Below are 25,066 nucleotides of genomic sequence, written 5' to 3' on the forward strand. Positions count from 1 at the left end.
GTTCGACGTCATCGCGCGTCGGCGGGCCGTGCGGCCGGGAAGACCCAGCTGCCGTCGAGGATCGCGGGTTCTGGCCGGTAGAGACGGACCGTGTAGTTCCAGCCCTCCATGATCGGCAGGCAGTTGACGCGGCCGTCATCGCAGCCGCCGAGATGCACCGTGATGCTGCCGTCGTCGTTTGGCGTCCCGTTCACCGAGTTGACCGAATAGGCGCCGAGCGGGTTCGGCTCGAAGAAGCCTTCGGCGTTGTAGAGGCTTACGGACCAGAAGGCGCCCACGGGCACGTCGGCGGGCACGTCAATCCTGTAGGTGCCGACGGGCAGGCCGGGCTCGGCGTTCAGGTAGAAGGCCTCGGTCTCGGGCAGGCCGCCCCAGCCGACCGCGGTGCCGAGGAAATGGCGCACCGGCTCCACGTCCTCCTTCCTGCCGAAGACGCGGAAGCTGTCGGGCGCGAAGCGTCCGATCTCGATCGTGGCGCGGAGCAGGCCCTCGAAGCTTTCCTCGTCGTAGTCGGGAACGACGAAGGGCTCGGCCGAGCCGGCCTCGACCGTCATCCGGTCCTGGATCACGTTCACGGCCGCGACATCCTCGGGGTCCGAGGCATCGACGAGGACGCGCAGGAAGACGATGACATAGGGCGTGTCGAAGCTCGCCATGTCGAGCGTGTAGGTCCCGCCCCCGAAGAAGACCTCGTTGATGTAGTGATCCTGGTTCACGACCATCGCTGTCATGTAGCGGTCTCCGACGTCTGGCAGGGTCAGCGTCGCGCCCTCGCGGATGTCGATCACTGCGGTGCTGTAGAGCGTGTCGCGGTTCATCCGGATCGTCGGCTGCCTCTCGACCCGCGTCGGGGTGCGGAAATGGAAGAACCGGTTCACACCACCGGCGAGCGAGACATATTTCCCGAGCTCGATGTCGGTGGCGGCGCGCACGAAGTTGTCGATGGTAACGGGGATCTCCAGGCTCTCGGCTAGCGCATCGAGCGTCCGGTCCGGGTTTCCCGCCGTCGCCGGGAGCGACAGTGCGGCGAGGTGAGCCGCGAAGGCCGACAGCACGAGGGGGCGAAAGACCGGCATGAAGCGCTCCTTTCCTTGTGAAGCTCGGGCGTGGGAGGTCCCGGGCGCGACGCTGCGGTTCGGCGTTTCAGAACTTCCAGGCGATCCCGAGCGTGCCGTAATCCGATTTCAGGCGGTTCTTCGCGTGGATGTCGTGCATCCACTTGCCGTAGATGTTGAGCCGTCCGCCGGCGAAGGCCGGTGACCAGAGGAACCCCGGACCGAGGCCGACCGACTCGGACTTGAAGCTGCCGAGCCGCGCGCCGCTGCCACTGTCGCCCGTGACCTGGTCGTACCAGTAGCCCTTCAGTCCAATCGCAAAGGTCTGCGACAGGAACTGGTTGACGGTGAAGTCCATGTGGAACTCGGCGCCCGTCTTATAGTCCGTGGCGTCGTTGCGGGTATTCACCATGATCCCGGGCGCGATCGAGACCTCGGTGCCCCATTCCTGGTCTAGCCATGTGACGGCGCCGACGGAGTCGAAGCTCCAGTAGTTCCGGCCGAGATTGGCGAGGCGCGAGACGTCGTAGCCGCCCGTCGGTGCGATTACCGCCTGGGCGAGCTTGAAGTGGAAGTTCCCGGTGTTCCAGTTCAACTGGAAGGGGACGAAGGCGATGTCGCTCAGGTCGAAGCTGTCGTCGCTTGTCCGGAACGTGTTTCCGAGCGGGCCGCGCAGCGTCGCATCTATGCTCGCATAGCCGAAGGGCACGACCGCGCCGACCGTGTAGGTTAGGCCCGGTACGGGGAGGCCCCATGTATAGGTTCCGATCGCAAGATTGAGGAATACGTCCGCCGAGAGGTCGAGATCGACCTGCCCTTGCAGGACGGCCGCACCGACGCTGCCACTCTGAAACCAGGCGATGTCGGCAATCTGGAAGCCGGGTGCCGGAGATAGCGCGATCGCGAAGTCACCAGCCGTGCCGGGAAGGTAATGGCTCGAAGCGCCCTCGGCCGCGCGGGCACCCTCGGCCGTCAGCGCACCTGCGATCACGATCGCCGCGGTGATGGCCTGCCTCGACAAACGTCGCATGTGACATCCCCTCGCTTCGCTGCGGCGAGGCCTAGCCCAGCTGCCTATTTCGTCTTCTTGTGAATCTGGCCGATGATCGCGCCGGTCGCCGCGCCCGCCGCGGCCCCAGCGAGAGGCCTCCCGCCGGCCACCCCGCCGATAACGGCGCCGCCCACGGCCCCCCAAGTGGCTCCTTTCGAGACGGGACCCGCCAGCGTGGCATTTGGCGCCGCCATCAGGCCGAGCGCTGCGGCCAGGGCGACGGTGAGGCACCTGCGTTGCACGGTCTTCGAAATCGGGACGATGGTCATTGTATCCCTCCTGCCTTCCATTCGATGACGGTCTGGGTTCCATCCGGTTGGGTCACAAGGATCGTGCCGTCCGGCTCGCCGTCGACGAAGCGGCCCTGGATCACGTTTCCGGCCACGTCGATCGTGGTGCCGAAGCCGTTCCGCTTTCCGCCAGCGAAGCCGCCAGTATAAAGATCGCCGCCCGATCCCCTGTAGAGTCCGGGGCCGTCGGGCATGCCATCGGCGAACTGCCCAGCGTAGAAGTGGTCTTCCGCGTCCCGGAGGATGCCAAAGCCATGCCGCTTCCCATCATTGACCTGGCCCAGATAGTGCTCGCCATCCTCGGCGGTGTAGTCGACGACGACGGTGCCGACGCCCTTGCCGTCCTTGAACTCGCCCTTCATCAGCCAGCCGTTCGGCAACAGCACGACGCCCTCGCCGTGATCGACGCCGTCGATCAATTCCCCGATGAACCGCGCCCCGCCGGCCGTCCGCACGAAGCCCTTGCCGACCGGCTTTCCCTCCTCGAAGTGTCCGAGAAACTCGTTGAAGCCGCCCGCTTCCGCGCGGAGAAAGAGGCGCCCCTCCCCGTCGGGCTTGCCATCCTCCATCTGGCCGGTATAGCGACCGATGATCCCGCCGCCGTCCCAGAAGACCAGAACGCCATGGCCTGCGGCCTTGCGATCTTGGCAGGCACCCGACCACGAGACACCCTCGTCCGGGGCCGGGGTCTCGACGCTCCAGACCTCGCAGCCGCTGACACCGTCGGTCATCCAGCCGCCCTCGGCGGCAGCGGACGAGGCTGCGCCCGCCGCCATCAGTGCGAGCGCCGCAACAGTCGTCGTCGTCCGCATTGATGTCATGCTGTTATCCTCCCGTTATGGTCGCGCTCGCATGGCGCGGCCCCTTGGCATCCCTCGCGTCGTGCGGCTCTGAACGCGTTGAAGTATAAGCGATCGCGGGGGAGCTGCATTTTGACATGTGTCAATGGATGCCTCGACCGGTGAGCGAGCGATGGTTCGCGCTCTCCGACGAGTATGGGTTGCAAGCGCAAGGAATGCCGGCATTTTTTCCAACGCGAAACATTGTCTTCGCGCAAAAGTTCCTTCAGGCTCGCTGATCAGTTTACGACAAACGGAGTGCGGCGCGGATGATCGCCCTCCAGAACAGCCGGGTCTTCGGCCCGATGAACCGGATTGCGGCCGAGCTCTATTCACGACGCGCCGTCGATGTCGGATGGCAGCGAGTGGGGCTCAGCCCCGACATCCTCGACGGCCCACCGCTCTTCCTGCCCTATCGCATTCAGGCCGAAGTGATGGAGGCGATGGCGCGCACGCTCGGCGAGCGACATCTCGGCGCCATGGTTGCCGCCCGCTACAGTTACGAGGATCTCGGGATCTACGCCGGTTACGTTCTTGACGCGCCGAGGCTCGACAGTGCCTTTGCGCGTGGCATCGCGGCGCTTCGGACGGTCTTAAGCCATGCCAAGGCCGGCCTTCGGCCCTCGGGCGATCGTCTCGTCCTGAGCTACGAGTCCGGCATCCGATCAGTCGTCGGCAGCCGCCACATCGACGAGGGGCTTCCCCTCATCCTCACGGATCTTTGCCGACGCTTTCTCGGGTCCGGCTGGTATCCCGAGTGGGTCGAGCTGCCGGGCGCGCGGCCACCGACGGCACAAACTCTCTCGGTGCTTTTTGGGGCGCCAGTTCACTTTGGCTGCGATCTTCCGGGGATCGCGCTGCGACCGAAGGATCTCACGCGAGCGAACCTCGCACCACGCCCGGCGCGTGAAGTGGTCGTGGCAGCCGATCTCCGCGAACTCCTCTGCAATCAGCCGCCGAGCACAGCGACCGGGGTCGTGCGCGAAGCGATCGAAGTGCAGCTTCGGCTCGGCGACACTTCGTTAGAGAAGGTCGCCGCGCGCCTTGGTCTCGGCCCGCGCAGCCTTCAGCGCCGGCTGGCGGTCGAGGGGGCAGAATTCCGGACGCTGCGACAGAGCATCCTCAGCGCACGTGCGAGGGCGCTCGTTACCGAGACCAGTCGACCGCTTAACGAGATCGCCGCGGCGCTTGGCTACGACGAGGTCAATTCCTTCCGGCGGGCCTTCCGGTCCTGGTTTGGCGCTTCGCCCTCTGCAGTACGGATGAAAGGAGCCTAAGGCAGCCCCGCCTACGTGGAACGGATCGACCAAAAAACAGCTGAACCGCGAAGGAGGTGTCAATTTGACTGAAGCGCGAAAAATTCGACGTTCGGGTTTAAAGGGAATTGTCAGTCAATAGCCACCAAACAGTATCAACATTTTCAAGCTAGTTCTCGCGTGTCTGCATTGTCGCCCTCTGAGCCAACATCAATGGAGGACGCAGCGAACTACCTCTTTCCAACCTTTTACTGCAAGCGCTGCGCTCAAAACCTAAACTTGCGTCTTCAAGGGGTTTCCAAGCCGATATTCTAAGCTCCGACCGAGATCACTCCGCGAACGCTTGAGCAGGACACTCCGATTTAGGTCAAGAGATCCGCAGCCGCCCTTTGTATTGGGCTCTTTCTTGACGAGATCGTCATAAGCACCCCCCATCCGACAGCGCCAAAACGCCGCACGGCAAGCTCCGCAGAATTACACCCCAGAAACACCCAGGAACGGAAATAGCCGCCCCACAAGGCGGCCATTTTCGTTTTAACATATTGAAACGGTTGGCTCCGGCGGCAGGACTCGAACCTGCGACCCGCGGATTAACAGTCCGATGCTCTACCAACTGAGCTACGCCGGAACAGCCGTTTCGTCGAGTGCCGGGCATATAGCAAAGGCACTTTGTTCCGTCCAGAGCTTTCCGTCACTTTTCCGGCAGCCCGTTGCGGGCGGCAGAGCCGGTTGGTCACTGTGCGGCAACCGGGGGCGCGCCGCCGTAATCGCGGGTCGCCTCGGCCGCCGCCTGGGCGGTCATTCGGCCAAGCGTGGCCAGGCGCTCGGTCGGGATCCGGGCAGAGGGGCCTGAGACCGAGACTGCGGCGACCGCCTGGCCGTACTCGTCAAAGATCGGGGCCGCGACGCAGCGCAGGCCCAAGGCGTGTTCCTCGTTGTCAATCGCATAACCGACGGCGCTGACCTCGTTGAGGATCGCCTCGAGCCGGCCACGCTCGGTCACCGAGTTCGCGGTCGCCCGCTCGAGCGGCATGGTCGAAAGGATGCGGCTGCGGCGCATCGGATCCATATGCGCCAGAAGCGCCTTGCCGACAGCCGAGGCGTGAAGTGCCACGCGGCCGCCGACCCCGGTGATCGCGCGCATCGCGTGCCGCGATTCGATCTGGCCGATGCAGACCGCCTCGCCATCGGATTCGACGAAGAGGTTCGCCGTCTCGCCCGACATTTCCATCAGCCTGCGCAGATAGGGCCGCGCCAGGCCAAGCTTGTCGCGGCTGCGCGCAAAGGCGGACCCAACGAAGAACGCGGCGACGCCAATGCGCCAGACGCCGCCTTGCGGGTCGGGGCGAACGAAGCGCTCGGACTCGAGCGTGGTGAGCAAGCGATGCGTGGTCGATGGCGGAAGGCCGGCGGCTTCGGAGAGCTCGGTGAGCGACATGCCGTCGCTGCTGACCGCCAGATAGCGAAGCAACGAGAGGGCCCGCGTGAGCGAGCGGACCTGACCCGCGGACTTGACCTTGCCTTCAGACACGTTCGCGCCCTCTGTACAGCCGATAAACTCCGATGATAGCGCGCTGCAGCGCTCGGGGAAGGCTGGGGCGCCCTCCCGGATGCGGATTTTTTCGCACGCCCGGCCCAGATGCGGCGTTTGCAGGCCTTACGGCCGCGAGCGGTGGCGCGCGGTCTGCATGGCTGGCGTCACAGGGCGCGCGCGGATTCGAGGCCACGCAGAGCCGCGTCGATGACGGATGGCATGCCGCCACCAAGCATCGAGACCTGTGCGGCGTCACCCGCGGTCACGGCGTTCTGGAGCGCGCGGGCGGCCTCGTCGAGCTGCCCTGCCCCGACGGATCCGGCAAGCCCGGTGAGGATGTGGAGCGCGCCTCGAATCGCGGCATCGTCATCCTCGGCGAGGCCACGCGACAGCATCACCGCGGCGTCCTTCAGGTCGGCCTGCGCCTTGTCGAGGATCTCGGCAAGCGCATCGGGGCCGACCGCCTGCCCAAGCATCGCGAGCGTCTCGGTATCGATCACCGGCGCGGTGGTCGCGGCGTCAAGCCCGGCGCCGGACCCGGCCGCATCCGGCGCGTCGGGCGCACGGCGATCATTCCCCCCGGGCGCTCCCGAGCCAGGGCGCTCGCCGCGCTGCCGCAGCTTTGGCCCGGCGAAGGCAAGGATCTGTTTTCCGAACTCGGTGATCGAGATGATCGGCTTGGCGATGACGCCGTCTGCGCCGGCGGCGTCGATGGCCTGGCGGTGCTCGCGCATCACATAGGCCGTGAGCGCGATGACCGGCACGTCCGAATGCCGGCTCCAGGGCGCGCGCAGTTCGCGCACGACCTCGATGCCGTTCTTCCGCGGCATCTCGATGTCGATGAGGATGATGTCGAAATTCGATGCCTTGAGGATCTCGAGGGCCTCCTCCCCGTCACTCGCGATGGTGACGTGGGCGCCGAGCGTCTCGAGCATCTGCACGGCGACCATCTGGTTGGTGGGGTTGTCCTCGGCAAGGAGGATCCTCAGTCCATCAAGCACGTCAAATCTCCGCGGGGCGCGCGTGGGCTGCGCGCATGCATCGGGTTGCGGTGCGGAAGGTGTTCGAGTCGTGGCGCGCGGTCAAGAGACCGCCCAGCCTGTCGTGCGGTTTGCCTCGAGCGCGCGTACGAGAGCGGCGCGGTTCACCGGGAGTGGGCAGACCGCATCGAAGATCTCGGGGTGGGACGGCGCGCCGGCGGCGATGATCCGTGCACTGGGAAAGCGGGCGCGCATGCGGAGGATGGTTTCGACCTCGCTGGGATCGTCGGCCGCGTAGATCACGGCGTCGACATTCTTCTCGCTGGCGCCGGAGCCATGCATGTGCCAGCCCTCGGCCTGCACGAGCGCGCCGAGGACGGCTGCGAGTGTGCGGGATTGCACGTCGATGCGCACGGTGCGCGGCTCGTCCGAGTGCCTGGCCGCCGGCACGCTGACCCGGACCGAGGCGCGGCCGTCGGTCGGCCGCTCGACGACGATCTGGCCGCCCATCAGCTCGATCAGGCCCTGCGCGATCATCGGTGCCAGCGAATCCGAGGCGAAGCTTCCATAGTCGATGCGCCCGCGGCCGAGCATCTCCTCGGGCTGCCAGCCGGCCTGCTCGCGGCCATGCACGGCCGCGTCGATCTCGACCGAGAGCCAGCCATCGTCATGCCCGATGCGCAACACGAGCTCCGGGCTGCCCACAATCTCGATCATGTGCGACAGAAGGTGGATCAGCGCCTGACGCAGCCGGACGAAATCACCGACAACCCTGGGCGGAACGTCCGACGCCACCTCGCAGCGCACCGCCAGCCCTGCCCGCTCGATTCGCGGCGCAAGATGGCGCTTGAGCTCGGCGCAGAGATCGGTGAGCGCGAAGGTCTCGCTGCCGATCACCTGCTTTTCGGATTGCAGATCCGAGAGGTCGAGCATGTCGCTGAGCAGGGTCACCATCTGCGTGCCCGAGCGCTGGGCCTGTTCGATCAGTCGGCTCTGCGCATCGGAAAGCTGCGTCTGCCGCACCAGCGCGAGCATTCCCATCACGCCGTTCATCGGGGTCCGCAACTCGTGGCTCATCATCGTGAGGAAGCGCGACTTCATGCGCGACGCGGCCTCGGCCCGCTCGGCCAGCGCGGCGCTGGCCTGCGCCATGGCGCGGTAGCGCCGGCTCTCGATCAGCAGCAGCAGGACCAGCGTCAGCACGATCGCCAGCACGGCACCCACTGCGGCAAGGGCAAGGTAGCTGCTGTTTCGGACATTGCCGCGCACCTCGGCCAGACGATTTTCCTCGGCGCGAATCACCCGGATCGAAAGGGCCCGGAGCTCGTCCCCATACCCGAGAAAATCCTGCAGAACGGCGCGCACTTTGGCGGGCGGCTCGTCGTCGATCGAGACGATCGCATCCTCGTGCCTCTTCATTTCCTCAAAGAGGCGATCGACGACCCCGGAGTGATCGAGCGCCGCGAGGCGCCTGCCCACATCGCCCTCCTGGAACAGGAGCACGCGGCTCCAGAGGATGTCGAAACGCTCGTTGACCGTCTCGCCGCTGGTTCCGTCGGGGCCGAGGGCGAACTGACCCAGCGTCGCGGCAAATCGCGACAGCTCGACCTCGACCTGGACGGCGCTCCAGAACAGGCTTTCCTGCGAGGCCCGCTCGAGGCCTTCCGAGCTTTGCTGTTGTGCCCGCAGCGCGATACCGGCCGCGACCAACGCGCCGAGCAGCGCGAAAAGGAACAGCGTCCGGGTTATGCTGAAGGATTGCTTCACTTCAGTTCGATCTTCACGACCTGCCAGATGAGGCGATTGTTGTAGACGGGATCCTGGAGTTCCTTGAAGTCATCCAGCGGATACATCAGCCAGAACGGGCCCTTGTCGCGCCGAGACAACTCGCGCCCGTTCATGCGTCTCGCAAGGATAACGCCGTAAGCCTTGAAATCGCTCACCGGGATATCGATGGCGTAATCGTTCGCCGCGGTGATCTTGGCCGAGGACCACGCGCGATCGCCGACAAACCTCAGCAAATCGGTCACGAGCGGCCCTTCGAAGCGCACCTCGCCGTCGGTGAACTCGGTCCGGGTCGCGATGACATGGGGCTCGAGCGCTTCGAGCTGTTCCATCGACAACTGCGTCTCGATCGGTGGCGTCGCCAGGAGGTCGCGCACGAGTATGCCGCTGGCCAGTGCGCGCGGCCCGCTCAGCAGGGCGACCGTCACGGACAACGCCGCAGCGATCACGATGGTCAGTCTTCCTCGGCCCCACTGTGCCACGCTCAAGCCCTCCGACACTTCGCCTCGTTCGAAGAATGCGAGTGCGGCACTACCCCTCCCCTCGGGCACTGCCGGTGCTAGGCTTAAACGATTACCCTTATCAATTTGCGAAGCGCCGACGCGCCCGCACCGCAAATGCGGCAAAACTCAACGCAACCATTTGATATTCTGCTATGCGGCAGAAGAATGGCGAGTCAGCGGTAATCATGAGGAGTCGCACCCGCGCGGCTCGCGCGGGTGCGGGAATCAGCCCGCTGCGGGATAGCCGAGCCCTGTCAGGGCGCCTCGAATCTCGTCGAGGATCACCGGGTCGTCGATCGTCGCCGGCGTCTTGACGTCGTCGCCATTCGCGATCTTGACCATGGTGGCGCGCAGGATCTTGCCCGACCGCGTCTTCGGCAGGCGATCGACCACGGTTGCCAGCTTGAACGCGGCGACCGGGCCGATCTCGTCCCGCACCAGCTTGACGCATTCCTTGACGATCTCGTCATGCGGCCGGTTGCAGCCCTTGTTGAGGCAGAGGAAGCCCATGGGGAGCTGGCCCTTCAGATCGTCGGCGACACCGATGACGGCACATTCGGCGACGTCGGGGTGGCTCGCCAGCACCTCTTCCATCGCGCCTGTCGACAGCCGGTGGCCGGCCACGTTGATGACGTCGTCGGTGCGGGCCATGATGTAGAGGTAGCCATCGTCGTCCATCATGCCGGCATCCCCCGTCTCGTAGTAGCCGGGGAAGGTGGTCAGATAGCTCTTCTTGAATCGGTCGTCCGCGTTCCACAGCGTCGGCAGCGTCCCCGGCGGAAGCGGCAGCTTGACCGCGATCGCGCCAAGTGTCCCGCGCGGCACCTCGTGCCCCGCCTCGTCGAGGATGCGCACGTCGTAGCCGGGCATCGCAACGGTAGGCGAGCCCAGCTTGACCGGCATCAGTTCGATCCCCACCGGGTTCGCGGCGATGGCATAGCCGGTCTCGGTCTGCCACCAGTGATCGATCACCGGAACCTTGAGCTGTTGCTCGGCCCATTCGATCGTGGCGGGGTCGGCGCGCTCGCCGGCCAGGAACAGGGTCTTGAGCGAGGGCATCGGGTATTTCGACACGTACTCGCCCTTGGGGTCGTCGCGCTTGATCGCGCGGAAGGCGGTGGGCGCCGTGAAGAGCGCCTTGACCCCGTGCTCGGAGATCACGCGCCAGAACGTCCCCGCATCGGGCGTGCCGACGGGCTTGCCCTCGAACACGATGGTCGTGGCCCCCAGCAGCAGCGGCGCGTAGACGATGTAGCTGTGGCCCACGACCCAGCCCACATCCGAGGCCGCCCAGAAGACCTCGCCCGGCGCGATGTCGTAGATGTTCCGCATGGTCCACAGGAGCGCGACCATGTGGCCGGCATTGGGCCGCAACACTCCCTTGGGCTGGCCCGTCGTGCCCGAGGTGTAGAGGATGTAGAGTGGATCCGCACCGCCAACCGGCTCGCAGGCCGCGGGCTCGACCCCGTACTGGAAGCCATGCCAGTCGAAATCGCGGCCTTCGATCATCTTCGCGACTTCCTGCTCGCGCTGGAGGATCACGCAGAAATCGGGCTTGTGTTTCGACTGCTCAATGGCCGCGTCGATCAGCGGCTTGTAATGCACCACCCGGCCGGGCTCGAGCCCGCAGGAGGCTGCAATGATCGCCTTGGGTGTCGCGTCGTCGATCCGGACGGCAAGCTCGTGCGCGGCGAAGCCGCCGAAGACAACCGAGTGGATCGCCCCGATCCGGGCGCAGGCAAGCATCGCCTCGACCGCCTCTGGGACCATGGGCATGTAGATGATCACGCGGTCACCCTTGGCGACACCCTTGGCCTTGAGCGCGCCGGCCAGGCTGGCCACGCGGTCGCGCAGCTCGGCATAGGTCACCACATGCTTGGTGCCGGTGATGGGGCTGTCGTGGATGATCGCGGGCTGGTTGCCGCGTCCGGCCTCGACGTGGCGGTCGACGGCGTTCCAGCAGGTGTTGCAGACACCGTCGGCGAACCAGCGGTAGAAGGGGGCGGCGGAGTCATCAAGCGCGCGCGTCGGCTTCTCGATCCAGTCGACGGCTTCGGCCGCTTCCATCCAGAAGGCTTCGGGATCGGCTTTCCAGCCCGCATAGATTTCGGCGTATGTCGTCATTCAACGTCCCTCCCAGATGGCGTGATCGCTCGGCGCCCATCCCTGTTGCGTCGCTCCTGCCGCGCCGGGCGTTCGGCGCGGGCCCTCTCTCTCGATCCGTTCAGGCGCAGGCCGGCGGGTCGTCCGCCCGCCGCGCGCCTCAGGCGTAGTGCTGCACCGGCGTGCCCGCGAGGGCCGCGATGTTAAGAAGCCCTCGCGCTGTCACCGACGGGCTCACGATATGTGCCTTGTTGCCCATACCCATCAGGATCGGGCCGACCTCGAGCCCCCCGGCAAGCTGCTTGAGGATGTTGCGCGCGCCCGAGGCCGCGTCGACATTGGCGAAGATCAGGCAGTTCGCCTGGCCGGTCAGCCGCGAGTTCGGAAAGATCCGCGCCCGGAGGTCGGGATCGAGCGCATGATCGGCATGCATCTCGCCCTCGTACTCGAAGTCGACCTCGCACTCGTCGAGCATCTGGAGCGCGCGGCGCATCTTGCGTGCCGACTCGGTGTCTAGGCTGCCGAAGACCGAGTGGCTGAGCAGCGCCACCTTGGGAACGATGCCGAAGCGCCGGATGTGGCGCGCGGCACCCACGGCGACTTCGGCCACCTGCTCGGGCGTGGGGTCATGGTTCACCTGGCTGTCGGCGATGAAGATGACGCCCTGCTCGAGGATGACGGGGCTGAGAGCCCCCACGGGGCGGAGCATCTCGGGGCCGCCGGACAGGACCTCGCTGACATAACGCAGATGCCACAGATACTGCCCGAACGTGCCGCAGATCATGCTGTCGGCGTCGCCGCGATGCACCATCACCGCGGCGATGGCCGTGGTGTTCGTGCGGATGATCGTGCGCGCGAGTTCAGGCGTGACCCCGCGGCGCTCCATCAGCGCGTGATAGGTCTGCCAGTAGTCGCGATAGCGCGGATCGTTGTTCGGGTCGCAGATCTCGAAGTCGGTGCCCGGCCGGATCGCGAGGCCCTCGCGCTCGATCCGCGCGGCCATGACGTCGGGGCGACCGATCAGGATCGGCCGGTCGACCCCCTCCTGCATGACCGACTGCGCTGCGCGCAGCACGCGCTCGTCCTCGCCCTCGGCAAAGACCAGCCGGCGCGACGACGAACGCGCCGCCTCGAACACCGGCTTCATCAGCATGGTCGAGCGGAAGACCGATCCATCGAGCTTAGCGCGGTATCCCACCGGGTCCGCGAGCGGCTTGCGCGCGACGCCGGTTTCGGTCGCCGCCTTGGCGACCGCAGCGGCAATCTGGCCGAGGAGGCGCGGATCGAAGGGTTTCGGGATCAGGTAGTCGCGCCCGAACACCATGCGCTCGCCGCGGTAGACCGCCGCCGCCTCGGCCGAGGAAGTCTGCCGGGCCAGATCGGCGATCGCATGCGCGCAGGCGATCTTCATCTCCTCGTTGATCTGGGTCGCGCCGACATCGAGCGCGCCCCGGAAGATGAACGGGAAGCAGAGCACGTTGTTGACCTGGTTGGGATAGTCCGAGCGTCCTGTCGCGACGATCGCGTCGGACCGGGCCTCGGTCGCCTCGTCGGGAAAGATCTCGGGCCGCGGGTTGGCGAGAGCGAAGATGATCGGGTTCTTGGCCATCGGCTTGATCATCTCGCCGCTCAGCAATCCGGGAGCCGAGAGACCGAGGAAGAGATCGGCGCCATTCAGAGCCTCGGTCATGGTCTTGTCGGCCTTGGGGCGCGCATAGGAGCGCTTGGTCTCGTCGAGATCGTCGCGCCCCGCATGCACGAGGCCATTGATGTCGTAGAGCCAGATGTTCTTGCGCTTGACGCCGAGATCGCACAGCAGGTTGAGGCATGCGATGCCGGCCGCACCGCCGCCGGTCGAGACGATCTTGAGCTTGCCGAACGTCTTGCCCGCGATCTGGAGCGCGTTGATCGCGGCCGCGGCGACCACGATGGCGGTCCCGTGCTGGTCGTCGTGGAAGACGGGGATCCCCATGCGCTCCTTGCAGATGCGCTCGACGATGAAGCATTCCGGGGCCTTGATGTCCTCGAGATTGACCGCCCCGAAGGTCGGCTCGAGCGAGATCACGATCTCGGCCAGCTTCTCGGGGTCGCTCTCGTTCACCTCGATGTCGAAGCCGTCGATGTTGGCGAACTTCTTGAACAGCGCGACCTTGCCTTCCATCACCGGCTTGGAGGCGGCGGCGCCGATGTTGCCGAGCCCGAGAACCGCCGTGCCGTTCGAGATGACCGCCACGCGGTTGCCCTTGCCGGTGTAGCGGTAGGCGTCGTCGGCCTCGTCGCGGATGCGCAGGCAGGCTTCGGCCACGCCCGGGCTGTAGGCGAGGCTGAGATCGCGCTGGGTCGCCATCGGCTTGGTCACCCGGATCGCCAGCTTCCCCGGCACCGGCTCTTCGTGATACCTGAGCGCGGCCTCTCGCAGCGCGTCCTCGGTGGTCTTTTCCATTGTTGCGTCGCCCTCCCCGTGGCGTTCAGTCGGATCTCGTGCCCGCCGTTACGTCCATGCGCCCGTCATCGCCAATGCGGCGCGCGTGCGTTCTGCCTTGTCACTTCCCCCCGCCGCGCGCGCCGTGCTTCCACGGCTCGAGCAGGGCCGCGACCGTCTCGGATGCCGGCGCGGCAAGACCGTGGCGCGCACCGAGACGCGGCACCGCCCCGGCGAGCCAGTCGATCTCGAGCGCCTTGCCGGCGTCGAGATCATGCGCAAGCGAGGCGCGCATCTCGTCCGGGAGACCGCGCGCGAAATCCAGCATGCGACGCGGCAGGTCGTCGCGCAACGCGATGCCCTCGGCCCGGCCCAGTTCGGTCACCTCGCCGGCAAGACGCAGATAGAGCGCCTCGAGCGCGGGCGTGGTCTTGAGCGCGCCGGCAGTGCAGCGCGCGCCGGCCGTCACGCCCGAGAAGGCGGAGAGCGCGGCGAACTTGGTCCACAGATCGACGCGCACATCCGCGCTCTCGGGAACGGTGATCCCCGCGGCGTGGAAGGTGGCGCGGATCTCCCGAACCTGCTCGTCGTCCTGGCGCCCCGCCGCTGTGCCGATCGTGTAGGTGGCGCCGGGCGTGACCTGCCGCACGACGCCCGGCGCCTCGATGTGAGCCGAGATGCGGGCGATCCCGATGAGCACGCGGTCGGCCCCGAAACGGGCAGCCAGCCGGTCGGTGGCCTCGACACCGTTCAGGAACGGAAGCGCCGGCGCACCCCCCGCCATTGCGCGCGCCATCTGGTCCGCCGCGCCGTCGAGATCCTGCGCCTTCACGGCCACGATCACGAGGTCCGCCTCGGGCAGGTCCTCGCCGCGATCCGAGACGACGGCAGGGCGCAGTTCGACCGTTTCGGCTGGAGTCACCAGGCGCAGCCCGGCCTCGCGGATCGCGGCAAGGTGAGAGCCGCGCGCCAGCAACGAGATCTCGTGCCCCGCCGCGCCGAGCCGCGCCGCCAGCATGCCGCCGACCCCGCCGGCACCGATCACCGCAATCCTCATCGTCTACGCCCCTTGCCTTGCCAGCTCGCGCGCCCTCGAATGCATCGCGCATGTCGCCGTTCTGTTATAGTCTTGATGTATCGAACCCGAGAGTTGTCCATCACATAAGCAAACGGATGTACATCTCGCACGATTTCCGCTTGATCTTCGTCCGAACGGAGAAGACCGCAGGCACGTCCATCGAGGTCGCGCTGCGCGCGGCACTTGGCGACGACAGTGCCGACGGGCATGGTGCGGCGCGCCCCCGATGGGCGCGCTTCTCGCCGGTCCATCATGGCGCGCTCACGCGGCGACTGCCGGAGCTGTTCGGGCTCCACCCGCACGCGACGGCGCGCCAGATTCGCCGTGTGCTCGGCAAGGACATCTTCGACAGCTACTTCACCTTTGCCGTGGACCCGAACCCGTGGGACAGGCAGGTTTCGCTTTACTATCAGCGCCAGCGGAAGCGGGCCGCGCCCGTCTTCGAGTTCGACCGGCACATCCGCAGCCGACTCTACCGGGCGACTGAATATGTCCGGCTCAACAACTGGGGCATCTACGCCGACGGCGACAGCATCATGGTCGACCGCGTGCTGCGCTACGAGGAGATCGAGACGGCCCTGCCGAAGCTTCTGTTCGAGATCGGCGTGCGCGAGCGCATCGACCTCCCCCGCGCCCGCGCGGGCCATCGCGTCCCATGCCGGAGCTACCGCGACGAGTACACGCCCGAAAGCCGCGCGCTGATCGCCAGCTGGTATCCCAAGGAGATCGAAGCGCTGGGCTACTGCTTCTGACCGCCGGGCGCGCGGCGGGCGCCCTTGCCGGAGACTGCGAGCCTTCGGCATCGGGATCACTCGGCGGCGCGCGGCCGGCGCGTGGCACGGATCAGGCCGAGGATGTTCTTCGCCGCCTCGGGGATGTTGGTGCCGGGGCCGAAGATCGCGCGCACGCCCTTGGCCTTGAGGTAATCGTAATCCTGCGCCGGGATCACGCCACCGCAGATGACGATGATGTCCTCGGCCCCCTGCGCCTTCAGCGCCTCGATAAGCTTGGGCGCGAGGGTCTTGTGCCCCGCCGCCTGCGAGCTGATACCGATGACGTGGACGTCGTTGTCGATGGCGTCCTGGGCGGCTTCCTCGGGCGTCTGGAACAGCGGGCCCACATCGACATCGAAGCCGATATCGGCAAAGGCCGTCGCGATCACCTTGGCGCCACGGTCATGGCCGTCCTGGCCCATCTTGACCACCAGCATGCGGGGACGACGGCCCTCTTCCTCGGCGAAGGCCTCGACGTCCTTCTGGATGGCGGCGAAACCCTCGTCGCCCTCATAGGCGGCACCATAGACCCCCGACAGCGTCTGCACCTCGGCGCGATGGCGCCCGAAGACCTTTTCCATGGCGTCCGAAATCTCCCCCACCGTTGCACGGACCCGGGCCGCCTCGACGGCGGCCTCGAGCAGGTTGCCGCCCTCGCGCGCGCGGCGTTCGATCTCGGCCAGCGCGCGCGCGCAGGCTTCGGCGTCGCGCCCGTCACGGATGCGCGCCAGACGACCGACCTGCGCCTCGCGGACGCGCACGTTGTCGACATCGAGGATGTCGATGGCGTCTTCCTTCGGCAGGCGGTACTTGTTCACCCCGACGATCACCTCGTCGCCGCGGTCCACGGCGGCCTGGCGGCGGGCGGCTGCCTCCTCGATCCTGAGCTTCGGCATGCCGCTCGCGACCGCCTTGGTCATGCCGCCGAGCCCATCGATCTCCTCGATCAGCTTCCACGCCTCGGCGCACAACTGGTCGGTCAGCGCCTCGACATAGTAGCTGCCGGCCAGGGGATCGACGACCTTCGTCACGCCCGTCTCGTGCTGCAGGATAAGCTGCGTGTTCCGGGCAATCCGGGCCGAGAACTCGGTCGGCAAGGCAATGGCCTCGTCGAACGAGTTGGTATGAAGGCTCTGCGTGCCGCCGAGCACGGCGGCCAGCGCCTCGTAGGCCGTGCGGACGATGTTGTTGTAGGGATCCTGCTCCTGCAGGCTGACGCCCGAGGTCTGGCAGTGGGTGCGCAGCATCAGGCTCTGTGGCTTCTTCGGCTCGAACTCGGACATGATCCGCGCCCAGAGCGTGCGCGCCGCCCGCAGTTTCGCCGCCTCCATGAAAAAGTTCATGCCGATGGCGAAGAAGAAGCTGAGCCGCCCGGCGAAGGCGTCGACATCCATGCCGCGCTCGATCGCCGCCTTCACGTATTCCTTGCCGTCGGCCAGGGTGAAGGCGAGTTCCTGCACGAGGTTCGCACCCGCCTCCTGCATGTGGTAGCCCGAGATCGAGATCGAGTTGAACCGTGGCATCTCGTTGGCCGTGTACTCGATGATGTCGGCCACGATCCTCATGCTTGGCTCGGGCGGATAGATGTAGGTGTTGCGGACCATGAACTCCTTGAGGATGTCGTTCTGGATGGTCCCGGAAAGCTCGGCCCGGCTCGCGCCCTGCTCCTCGCCCGCGACGATGAAGTTCGCCAGCACCGGGATCACAGCGCCGTTCATCGTCATCGAGACCGAGATGTCCTTTAGCGGAATGCCGTCGAACAGGATCTTCATGTCCTCGACCGAGTCGATGGCGACGCCGGCCTTGCCCACATCGCCCTCGACGCGGGGATGGTCGCTGTCATAGCCGCGATGCGTCGCGAGATCGAAGGCGACCGAGACGCCCTGCTGCCCCGCCGCCAGCGCCTTGCGATAGAAGGCGTTCGACTCCTCGGCGGTCGAGAAGCCCGCGTACTGGCGAATCGTCCACGGACGGCCGGCATACATCGTCGCCCTGACGCCGCGCGTGAAGGGCGCGACGCCCGGCACGCCGCCAAGATGCCCGACATCGGCGATGTCGTCCTCGGTATAGAGCGGCTTGACCGCGATCCCCTCGGCCGTTTCCCAGGTGAGCGCGTCGGGGCTGCGGCCCTTGAGTTCCTTCTCGGCGAGCTTGCGCCAGGTCCCGGTCTTGTCGCTCATCGCTTTTCCTCCAGTTCGCGGCCTCGGCGCCGCGCGGCCAAGGCATCCCCTGAATTGCAGGCCGGCGCACCGGCCATGACCCGCCCAGGTGCCGCCGCCATCATTCGGCCTCGCGCCGGGCCCGCGTTTCGAGACCCATCCCCGCGATTGCCGCCATGTCGTCCTCGTATAGCGCAGTCAGTTGCTCGCGCTCGTCCCGCGTCCAGGGCGCAAAACGCGGGGCGTCCGGGCGGGAGTGCTCTGCCACGATCGCCTCGCGCTCCGCCTGCTCCGGCGCATCCGGGCGGCGCCAGCGCGCGACTAGCGCCTCGACCGCCTCGGCCGGCATCGAGCGATTGCGCCACTTCGCTGCCCCACGCATGCAGAGTCGCGCCGCCTCGGCCCCGACAAGGCGCGCGAGCATCGCGTGCTCGTCCCCCGCAAGATCTTCGTAGCGCGCTGCATCCGCCACCGGGAATGCTGACACGATCTCGCCGATCAGGTGTGGCCATCGCCCCGTCGCCGAGAAGATTCGCGGTTTCGCCACGTCGAACCCGGCCACCGGGCGGTGACGGCAGACATGGGCGAAAAGGCTCTCGCTCCATTCCGCGTAACCCCGAAACGTCACGACCGCCCTGACCGGCCAGGGCCTCAGCGCCAGCGCAAGAAGTCGCAGCCGCCATCCGGCCTCCGGATAGAGCGCGCGCGTCCTTGGCATCGGCGGCAGCCCGACCGAAGCCGCGCGAGGCCGTGGAAAGAGCCAGGCAGCCGGGCCGAGCAGGTTCTCGTCCGACAGCACCAGGAGCCGCACGCCCTGCCGCTCGGCATCCCGGGCGGCCATCCGCGCCGAGAGCGCCCGCGCCGGCGCGGAGCGCCTGAGCTGCGCAATACCGCCGCCCTTCGGCGGCGGCCGGATGTCCCGAGGCGTGATGGCGCGGATGCCCTGGGCGGCGAGCAGGCCCGCCCGCGCGTCCAGCGCGGCCTGCGTCGAGGTCGTGCCGGTTCGGTGCACGCCGAGATGCAGCACGATTTCCATCAGCCAGGGCTCCCGCCGCCTGAGTCATGGCGTCACTCGAACTCCATGATGACTTCGTCGACCGCGAGGCTCTGTCCGGGCTTCGCGTTGATCTTGGAAACCTTGGCCTTGCGCTCGGCGCGCAGCACGTTCTCCATCTTCATCGCCTCGACCGTGCAGAGCGCCTGGCCGTCCTGGACCTCGTCGCCCTCGGCCACATTGATCTTCACCACGACCCCCGGCATCGGGCAGAGCAGCATCTTCGAGGTGTCGGGCGGCAGTTTCTCGGGCATCAGCCGCGCAAGCTCGGCGGCGCGCGGCGTGCGGACCTTCACATCCAGATCCGAACCGCGATAGCGGATGCGGAAGCCCTCGGTCCGCAACTCCACCTTCAGCGCCATGGCATCGCCACCGATATTGGCGCGTGCGACGGTGTCGCCCGGCGTCCAGTCAAGGCGCACGCCCAGGCCTTCGTCGTCCGCGAACCGGACCGTCGCCTCCTCGCCGCCGTTCTCGATGGCGACGTCGAATTCCTCGCCCTGCGCCGAGACCACCCAGCGGGTGCCGACGGCGCGTTCGTGGTTCGACATCGTACCCGAAATCCGCGCCGCGCGCCGCTCGACGATCAGCTTCATCGCCGCCGCCACCGCAGCCACGCGCCGCAGCGTCGAGCCCGGCAAGGTCACGCCCGAGAAGCCGTCGGGGAACTCATCGGCGATGAACGCGGTCGTCAGCCGGCCTTCGATGAAGCGCGGATGATCCATGACCGCCGAAAGGAACGGCAGGTTGTGGCCGATCCCCTCGACCTCGAAGGCGTCGACAGCGTCACGCATCGCCTCGATGGCGCGCTCGCGATCCGGCGCCCAGGTGCAAAGCTTGGCGATCATCGGGTCGTAATACATCGAGATCTCGCCGCCCTCGTAGACGCCGGTATCGTTACGCACGACGCTGGTCAGGTGGCTGTGCTCCTCGGGCGGGCGATAGCGCGTCAGCCGCCCGATCGAGGGCAGGAAGTTCCGGTACGGGTCCTCGGCATAGAGCCGGCTCTCGATCGCCCAGCCGTCGAGGTCGATGTCCTCCTGCCCGAAGGCCAGCTTCTCGCCCGCCGCGACCCGGATCATCTGCTCCACGAGGTCGATGCGGGTGATCAGCTCGGTCACCGGATGCTCGACCTGAAGGCGGGTGTTCATCTCGAGGAAGTAGAAGTTCTTCTCGCCATCCACGATGAACTCGACCGTCCCGGCCGAGCAGTAGTCGACCGCCTTGGCCAGCGCCACGGCCTGCTCGCCCATGGCCTTGCGCGTCTCGGGGTCGAGGAAGGGCGACGGCGCCTCCTCGATCACCTTCTGGTTCCGCCGCTGGATCGAGCATTCGCGCTCGCCCAGGTAGAGGCAGTTGCCGTGCTTGTCGCCCAGCACCTGGATCTCGATATGCCGGGGGCTGGTCACGAATTTCTCGATGAAGATGCGGTCGTCGCCGAACGAGGACGCGGCCTCGTTCTTCGACGACTGGAAGCCCTCGACCACTTCCTGGTCGTTCCAGGCGATGCGCATGCCCTTGCCGCCGCCGCCGGCGCTGGCCTTGATCATCACCGGATAGCCGATCTCGCGGCTGATCTTCACCGCCTCGTCGGCGTCCCCGATCAGGCCCATGTAGCCGGGCACGGTCGAGACGCCCGCCTCGGCCGCCAGTTTCTTCGAGGTGATCTTGTCGCCCATCGCCTCGATCGCGCCGACCGGCGGACCGATGAACTCGACGCCCGCGGCGGCCAGCGCCTGCGCGAACTCGGCGCGCTCGGACAGGAAGCCATAGCCCGGATGGACCGCCTGCGCGCCCGTCGCCTTGATCGCCGCCATGATCTTGTCGATCACGATATAGGACTGGTTCGCCTGGGGCGGGCCGATATGCACGGCCTCGTCCGCCATGCGGACATGCAGCGCGTCCTTGTCCGCGTCGGAATAGACGGCGACCGTCCTGATCCCCATCTTGCGCGCGGTCTTGATGACGCGGCAGGCGATCTCCCCCCGGTTCGCGATCAGGATCTTGTCGAACATGCGTCCCTATCCTTCTTGTGTTCTGTCGTGTGCTCCGCACCCGCGCGCACCTGGGGCCCGGGCATGCGGCCGGCGGGCGGGCATGCGAGCCGCCACCACGTGCGCATGAGCACGAAGCGGAGCGTGGTCGGAGGTATCGAGGGAGCTGCCGGGCGACCGGGCGCCGCGGCGAGGCTTACTTGTCGTCGGGCAGAAGCACCATCACGCGCCACGCGATGCCGACGAAGCCGAAGGTCACCGCGAAGGAGGCGAGGAGGATGAAGAGCGCCGTCACCCCTTCCGCCGCGCCGTGCACCAGCCGGCCGAGCCCCCCGATATCGAGGGTGAGCAGGATTAGCAGGAAGATCCAGCCGGCCGCGACACCGTCGCCGGCCGACACCGCGACATACTTCACCAGCCAGTAGGGATCCCGCCGGTATTTCTCTCGGCTCTCGGGCGTCATCACGGCTCTCCCGGTCGCGGCTGCATGAGGGGGATGTGGTGTCCCCCGAGAGAGCGTCAAGCATGGTGTGACGGAGCGACGCCATCATGCCGCCCCCTCTGCCGGGCGCCGTGCCACCATGTCGATCTCGACCAGCGCGCCGACCGCGAGGGCCGTCACGCCCACGGTGGTGCGCGCTGGGCGCCGGTCGGGCGGGAAGAAGGACTGGTAGACCGCGTTGAACGCCGCGTAGTCGCGCTCGAACTCGGTGAGGTAGCAGCGGCACTGGATCACGTGCGAGAGGTCGAGCCCCAGGCCGCCAAGCACGACGCGCAGGTTCTCCATCACCCGCCGCGTCTGGGCCTCGATCCCCGCGGGCAGCGGCGCGTCGGGTGCGGCCGGGTCGGTCGGCATCTGTCCCGTCAGGAAGACCCAGCCATCGGCCTCCACCGCGTGGCTGAAGGGCGCAACCGGGCGGGGGCCGCCTGCGATCATGTGGAAGAGGGGCGCGCTCATGGGGCCCCCGGAAAATGTGCGAGCGCGACCTGCCCAGCGCCCGCCGCGCTGAGAAGGCCGACCGGCCAGCAATCAGCCAGCCGCGGCCGCCACCGGGCCTTGCCCCCGAACTGGGCGTGGAATGTAGCGGGGTCACGCATTATCCGGTTCCGTCAGAGCGGGATGTTGTCGTGCTTCTTCCATGGGTTCTCGAGTTCCTTGCCGCGCAGCGCCGCGAAGGCCCGCGCAACCCGCCGCCGCGTCGAGTGCGGCATGATCACCTCGTCGATGAAGCCCTTCTCGGCCGCGACGAAGGGGTTGGCGAAGCGGTCCTCGTAGTCCTTGGTACGCTGCGCGATCTTCTCGGGGTCGCCCAGTTCCGAGCGGTAGAGGATCTCGACCGCGCCCTTTGCCCCCATCACCGCGATCTCGGCCGTGGGCCAGGCATAGTTGATGTCGCCCCGCAGGTGCTTCGACGCCATGACGTCATAGGCCCCGCCATAGGCCTTGCGGGTGATCACGGTCACCTTCGGCACCGTCGCCTCGCCATAGGCGAACAGCAGCTTGGCGCCGTGCTTGATGACGCCGCCGTATTCCTGCCCCGTGCCCGGCAGGAAGCCCGGCACGTCGACGAAGGTCAGGATCGGGATCGAGAAGCAGTCGCAGAAGCGCACGAAGCGCGCGGCCTTGCGCGAGCTGTCGATGTCGAGGCAGCCCGCCAGCACCATCGGCTGGTTCGCCACCACGCCCACGGTCTCGCCCTCGAGGCGGATGAAGCCGGTGATGATGTTGCCGGCGTAGTCTCTCTGGATCTCGTAGAAATCGCCCTCGTCCGCGACCTTCAGGATCAGCTCCTTCATGTCGTAGGGCATGTTCGGGTTCTCGGGCACGAGGCTGTCGAGGCTGTCCTCGACGCGGGCGGGATCGTCGAAGAAGGGCCGCACGGGGGGCTTCTCGCGGTTCGAGAGGGGCAGGAAATCGACCAGCCGCCGGATCTCGGCCAGCGCCTCGACGTCGTTCTCGAACGCGCCGTCGGCGACCGATGACTTGGTGGTGTGGGTCTTGGCCCCGCCCAGTTCCTCGGCGGTGACGATCTCGTTGGTCACCGTCTTCACCACGTCGGGGCCGGTGACGAACATGTAGGAGGTGTCGCGCACCATGAAGATGAAGTCGGTCATCGCCGGGCTGTAGACCGCGCCGCCGGCGCAAGGCCCCATGATCACGCTGATCTGCGGCACGACGCCCGACGCCATGATGTTGCGCTGGAACACGTCGGCATAGCCCGCAAGCGAGGCCACACCCTCCTGGATGCGCGCGCCGCCCGAGTCGTTGAGCCCGATTACCGGCGCGCCATTGCGCATCGCCATGTCCATGATCTTGCAGATCTTCTGGGCATGGGTCTCGCTGAGCGAGCCGCCGAAGACGGTGAAGTCCTGGCTGAAGACATAGACCTGGCGGCCGTTGACCGTGCCCCAGCCGGTGACCACGCCGTCACCCGAATAGGTGGTCTCGGTCATGCCGAAATCGGTGCAGCGATGCGCGACGAAAGTGTCGAATTCTTCGAAGGACCCCTCGTCGAGCAGCAGCTCGATCCGCTCGCGCGCCGTGAGTTTCCCCTTGGCGTGCTGTGCCTCGATCCGCTTCTTGCCCCCGCCCAATCGGGCTTGAGCACGGCGGTTTTCGAGCTCGGCGAGGATGTCCTTCATCTCTTTTCTCTCCCTCAGGCCTGGGCCGTGCTGCGGGGATGCCGCGCCGGGATTGCGAAATCCATAGAAAATGCGAACATCTTTTGCGAAACTGCGAACATGGCCTGATCACGACGGGAAAACACAGCGATGACGGCGCGAAAAACCTTTGCAGGCGCGCGGCTTGGCGAGATCCGGCGCGGCCTGGGCATGACGCAGGCGGCACTTGGCCGCAGCCTCGGCGTCTCCACCTCCTACCTCAACCAGATGGAGAACAACCACCGGCCCATCAGCCGCGACGTGGTGCAGGGACTGGCCGAGAAGTTCGGCCTCGACGTCTCGGTCTTCTCGATGGACGAGGGCGACCGCCTGATCGCAGACCTGCGCGAGGCAATGGCCGACCCGGTCTTTGCCGATGCGCCGAGCCGCGCCGAGCTTCAGATCCTCGCCACCAACGCCCCCGGCATGGCGCATGCCTTCCTGACACTGCATCGCGCCTACAGCCGGGCGCAGGAGCGGCTCGCCAGCATCGACGAGGCGCTCGAGCGGCCGGATGCCGGTTTCTCGCCCCTGCCGTGGGAGGAGGTGCGCGACTTCTTCCACTATGTCGACAACTACCTCGACGCGGTCGACCGCGCGGCCGAGCAGTTCGCCCGCACGGCGGGGTTCGACGGGCGCGACAAGATCGCGAACGGCGCCCGCTGGCTGGCCGAGCGCCACGGCATCTCGACCCGCTACGAGGGTCGGCTGATCCGCCGCTATGACGACGCAAGCCGCACCCTGACCCTCTCGCCCGACCAGACGCCGGCGACGCAGGCCTTCCACCTCGCCCACCAGGTCGCGCTGATCGCCCATGCCGGGCTGATCGAGGCGACGCTCGATCTCGCCCGCTTCCGGACGGACGAGGCCCGCGCCATCGCCCGCATCGGCATCGCCAACTACTTCGCGGGGGCGGCCATCCTGCCCTATGGCGCCTTCCTCTCCGCGGCGCGGGAGTTGCGGCACGATCTCGAGGCGCTGGCGGGACGCTTCGGCTGCTCGCTCGAACAGGTGGGCCACCGTCTCTCGACCCTCCAGCGGCCGGGCGCGCGCGGAGTGCCGTTCTTCTTCGTGCGCGTCGACCAGGCGGGGACGATCACCAAGCGCCACTCCTCGACGCCGCTGCAATTCGCGCGGTTCGGGGGGGCGTGCCCGCTCTGGAACGTCCACCGAGCCTTCGAGACGCCCGGGCGCATCCTGCGCCAGCTGGCCGAGACGCCGGACGGGGTGCGATACCTCTGCCTCGCCACCGACGTGATCAAGCCTGGCGGGCATTTCCGAGCACCGACACGGCGTTACGCAATCGGGCTCGGCTGCGAGGTGCGCTACGCGGATCAGCTTGTCTATGCCGACGACCTCGACACGACCAACGCCGCCGCCTACGAGCCGATCGGAATCTCCTGCCGGATCTGCGAGCGCCGCGCCTGCCATCAACGGTCGGTCCCGCCGGTGGAGAAACGCCTCAGCATCGACGCGAATGCGCGGGACGTGCTGCCTTATGCAATCCGGCGGTGAGAGACGCAGTCCGC

General features: G+C 67.0%; 20 protein-coding genes and 1 tRNA gene. 3 read left to right on the top strand and 18 right to left on the bottom strand.

Features of this window, described 5'->3' with window-relative positions; all coding sequences use genetic code 11:
* Nucleotides 1-8: 8 nt before the first annotated feature.
* From H0I76_RS05080 to H0I76_RS05095, 4 genes are all read right to left on the bottom strand, one after another.
* Nucleotides 9-1,076, bottom strand: coding sequence for a DUF1214 domain-containing protein (locus H0I76_RS05080; RefSeq protein ID WP_200607912.1), 1,068 nt, complete (start codon nucleotides 1,074-1,076; stop codon nucleotides 9-11).
* Nucleotides 1,077-1,143: 67 nt separating this feature from the next.
* Nucleotides 1,144-2,085, bottom strand: coding sequence for a SphA family protein (locus tag H0I76_RS05085; RefSeq protein ID WP_200607915.1), 942 nt, complete (start codon nucleotides 2,083-2,085; stop codon nucleotides 1,144-1,146).
* 44 nt (nucleotides 2,086-2,129) lie between these two features.
* Nucleotides 2,130-2,375, bottom strand: a complete 246-nt coding sequence (locus tag H0I76_RS05090) for a hypothetical protein (RefSeq protein WP_200607917.1) — start codon at nucleotides 2,373-2,375, stop codon at nucleotides 2,130-2,132.
* Nucleotides 2,372-3,217, bottom strand: a complete 846-nt coding sequence (locus H0I76_RS05095) for an MORN repeat-containing protein (RefSeq protein WP_200607919.1) — start codon at nucleotides 3,215-3,217, stop codon at nucleotides 2,372-2,374. Before H0I76_RS05095 ends, H0I76_RS05090 begins: the two co-directional genes overlap by 4 nt.
* Nucleotides 3,218-3,504: 287 nt before the next feature.
* On the opposite strand from H0I76_RS05095, the gene H0I76_RS05100 reads away from it, so the two are divergent.
* Complete coding sequence (locus H0I76_RS05100) at nucleotides 3,505-4,512, top strand: AraC family transcriptional regulator (protein WP_200607922.1); 1,008 nt, start codon at nucleotides 3,505-3,507, stop codon at nucleotides 4,510-4,512.
* A gap of 531 nt (nucleotides 4,513-5,043) precedes the next feature.
* Here H0I76_RS05100 and H0I76_RS05105 read toward each other — a convergent pair.
* From H0I76_RS05105 to H0I76_RS05140, 8 genes are all read right to left on the bottom strand, one after another.
* Nucleotides 5,044-5,119: transfer RNA gene (locus H0I76_RS05105), tRNA-Asn, on the bottom strand.
* Nucleotides 5,120-5,224: 105 nt separating this feature from the next.
* On the bottom strand, nucleotides 5,225-6,022 hold the full coding sequence (locus H0I76_RS05110; protein ID WP_200607924.1) for an IclR family transcriptional regulator: 798 nt from the start codon (nucleotides 6,020-6,022) through the stop codon (nucleotides 5,225-5,227).
* Nucleotides 6,023-6,189: 167 nt separating this feature from the next.
* Nucleotides 6,190-7,026, bottom strand: a complete 837-nt coding sequence (locus H0I76_RS05115; protein WP_200607926.1) for a response regulator — start codon at nucleotides 7,024-7,026, stop codon at nucleotides 6,190-6,192.
* Nucleotides 7,027-7,107: 81 nt separating this feature from the next.
* Entirely contained in the window at nucleotides 7,108-8,772 is a 1,665-nt protein-coding gene (locus tag H0I76_RS19675) for a sensor histidine kinase (RefSeq protein ID WP_200607928.1), read from the bottom strand.
* Nucleotides 8,769-9,272 (bottom strand): hypothetical protein, encoded by a 504-nt coding sequence (locus H0I76_RS05125; RefSeq protein WP_200607930.1) that lies wholly within the window; start codon nucleotides 9,270-9,272, stop codon nucleotides 8,769-8,771. Before H0I76_RS05125 ends, H0I76_RS19675 begins: the two co-directional genes overlap by 4 nt.
* 246 nt (nucleotides 9,273-9,518) lie before the next feature.
* Nucleotides 9,519-11,417, bottom strand: coding sequence for a propionyl-CoA synthetase (locus H0I76_RS05130; protein WP_200607932.1), 1,899 nt, complete (start codon nucleotides 11,415-11,417; stop codon nucleotides 9,519-9,521).
* Between the two features lie 139 nt (nucleotides 11,418-11,556).
* Entirely contained in the window at nucleotides 11,557-13,839 is a 2,283-nt protein-coding gene (locus tag H0I76_RS05135) for an NADP-dependent malic enzyme (protein ID WP_200607934.1), read from the bottom strand.
* 100 nt (nucleotides 13,840-13,939) lie between these two features.
* Nucleotides 13,940-14,875 (bottom strand): ketopantoate reductase family protein, encoded by a 936-nt coding sequence (locus tag H0I76_RS05140; protein WP_200607936.1) that lies wholly within the window; start codon nucleotides 14,873-14,875, stop codon nucleotides 13,940-13,942.
* A gap of 116 nt (nucleotides 14,876-14,991) precedes the next feature.
* On the opposite strand from H0I76_RS05140, the gene H0I76_RS05145 reads away from it, so the two are divergent.
* On the top strand, nucleotides 14,992-15,648 hold the full coding sequence (locus H0I76_RS05145) for a sulfotransferase family 2 domain-containing protein (protein ID WP_200607938.1): 657 nt from the start codon (nucleotides 14,992-14,994) through the stop codon (nucleotides 15,646-15,648).
* A 56-nt stretch (nucleotides 15,649-15,704) separates the two neighbouring features.
* On the opposite strand, the gene scpA is transcribed toward H0I76_RS05145, so the two are convergent.
* From scpA to H0I76_RS05175, 6 genes are all read right to left on the bottom strand, one after another.
* Entirely contained in the window at nucleotides 15,705-17,849 is a 2,145-nt protein-coding gene (scpA, locus tag H0I76_RS05150) for a methylmalonyl-CoA mutase (protein ID WP_200607940.1), read from the bottom strand.
* A gap of 100 nt (nucleotides 17,850-17,949) precedes the next feature.
* The gene (locus H0I76_RS05155) at nucleotides 17,950-18,864 is read right to left on the bottom strand and encodes a hypothetical protein (protein WP_200607942.1); all 915 of its coding nucleotides are present in this window, start codon (nucleotides 18,862-18,864) and stop codon (nucleotides 17,950-17,952) included.
* A 32-nt stretch (nucleotides 18,865-18,896) separates the two neighbouring features.
* Nucleotides 18,897-20,897 carry an acetyl-CoA carboxylase biotin carboxylase subunit gene (locus tag H0I76_RS05160; protein WP_200607945.1) on the bottom strand — a complete coding sequence of 667 codons (2,001 nt, stop codon included), beginning with the start codon at nucleotides 20,895-20,897 and terminating at the stop codon, nucleotides 18,897-18,899.
* Nucleotides 20,898-21,072: 175 nt separating this feature from the next.
* The gene (locus tag H0I76_RS05165) at nucleotides 21,073-21,339 is read right to left on the bottom strand and encodes a hypothetical protein (RefSeq protein ID WP_200607947.1); all 267 of its coding nucleotides are present in this window, start codon (nucleotides 21,337-21,339) and stop codon (nucleotides 21,073-21,075) included.
* Nucleotides 21,340-21,423: 84 nt separating this feature from the next.
* Entirely contained in the window at nucleotides 21,424-21,834 is a 411-nt protein-coding gene (locus H0I76_RS05170) for a RidA family protein (protein WP_234455144.1), read from the bottom strand.
* Between the two features lie 152 nt (nucleotides 21,835-21,986).
* The gene (locus H0I76_RS05175; RefSeq protein ID WP_200607949.1) at nucleotides 21,987-23,519 is read right to left on the bottom strand and encodes an acyl-CoA carboxylase subunit beta; all 1,533 of its coding nucleotides are present in this window, start codon (nucleotides 23,517-23,519) and stop codon (nucleotides 21,987-21,989) included.
* 129 nt (nucleotides 23,520-23,648) lie between these two features.
* On the opposite strand from H0I76_RS05175, the gene H0I76_RS05180 reads away from it, so the two are divergent.
* A complete protein-coding gene (locus tag H0I76_RS05180; protein ID WP_200607951.1) occupies nucleotides 23,649-25,052 on the top strand; it encodes a helix-turn-helix domain-containing protein in 1,404 nt (467 codons plus the stop codon).
* The last annotated feature ends 14 nt before the right edge of the window (nucleotides 25,053-25,066 follow it).

It is taken from the genome of Thermohalobaculum xanthum (assembly GCF_016623495.1).
GTDB classification, from domain to species: Bacteria; Pseudomonadota; Alphaproteobacteria; order Rhodobacterales; family Rhodobacteraceae; genus Thermohalobaculum; species Thermohalobaculum xanthum.

What these genes read in the sequence shown, in the direction of transcription:
- H0I76_RS05080 (WP_200607912.1), bottom strand. Translation starts at nt 1,076, where the DNA reads ATGCCGGTCTTTCGCCCCCTCGTGCTGTCGGCCTTCGCGGCTCACCTC.
- H0I76_RS05085 (WP_200607915.1), bottom strand. Translation starts at nt 2,085, where the DNA reads ATGCGACGTTTGTCGAGGCAGGCCATCACCGCGGCGATCGTGATCGCA.
- H0I76_RS05090 (WP_200607917.1), bottom strand. Translation starts at nt 2,375, where the DNA reads ATGACCATCGTCCCGATTTCGAAGACCGTGCAACGCAGGTGCCTCACC.
- H0I76_RS05095 (WP_200607919.1), bottom strand. Translation starts at nt 3,217, where the DNA reads ATGACATCAATGCGGACGACGACGACTGTTGCGGCGCTCGCACTGATG.
- H0I76_RS05100 (WP_200607922.1), top strand. Translation starts at nt 3,505, where the DNA reads ATGATCGCCCTCCAGAACAGCCGGGTCTTCGGCCCGATGAACCGGATT.
- H0I76_RS05130 (WP_200607932.1), bottom strand. Translation starts at nt 11,417, where the DNA reads ATGACGACATACGCCGAAATCTATGCGGGCTGGAAAGCCGATCCCGAA.
- H0I76_RS05135 (WP_200607934.1), bottom strand. Translation starts at nt 13,839, where the DNA reads ATGGAAAAGACCACCGAGGACGCGCTGCGAGAGGCCGCGCTCAGGTAT.
- H0I76_RS05140 (WP_200607936.1), bottom strand. Translation starts at nt 14,875, where the DNA reads ATGAGGATTGCGGTGATCGGTGCCGGCGGGGTCGGCGGCATGCTGGCG.
- H0I76_RS05145 (WP_200607938.1), top strand. Translation starts at nt 14,992, where the DNA reads ATGTACATCTCGCACGATTTCCGCTTGATCTTCGTCCGAACGGAGAAG.
- scpA (WP_200607940.1), bottom strand. Translation starts at nt 17,849, where the DNA reads ATGAGCGACAAGACCGGGACCTGGCGCAAGCTCGCCGAGAAGGAACTC.
- H0I76_RS05155 (WP_200607942.1), bottom strand. Translation starts at nt 18,864, where the DNA reads ATGGAAATCGTGCTGCATCTCGGCGTGCACCGAACCGGCACGACCTCG.
- H0I76_RS05160 (WP_200607945.1), bottom strand. Translation starts at nt 20,897, where the DNA reads ATGTTCGACAAGATCCTGATCGCGAACCGGGGGGAGATCGCCTGCCGC.
- H0I76_RS05165 (WP_200607947.1), bottom strand. Translation starts at nt 21,339, where the DNA reads ATGACGCCCGAGAGCCGAGAGAAATACCGGCGGGATCCCTACTGGCTG.
- H0I76_RS05170 (WP_234455144.1), bottom strand. Translation starts at nt 21,834, where the DNA reads ATGAGCGCGCCCCTCTTCCACATGATCGCAGGCGGCCCCCGCCCGGTT.
- H0I76_RS05175 (WP_200607949.1), bottom strand. Translation starts at nt 23,519, where the DNA reads ATGAAGGACATCCTCGCCGAGCTCGAAAACCGCCGTGCTCAAGCCCGA.
- H0I76_RS05180 (WP_200607951.1), top strand. Translation starts at nt 23,649, where the DNA reads ATGACGGCGCGAAAAACCTTTGCAGGCGCGCGGCTTGGCGAGATCCGG.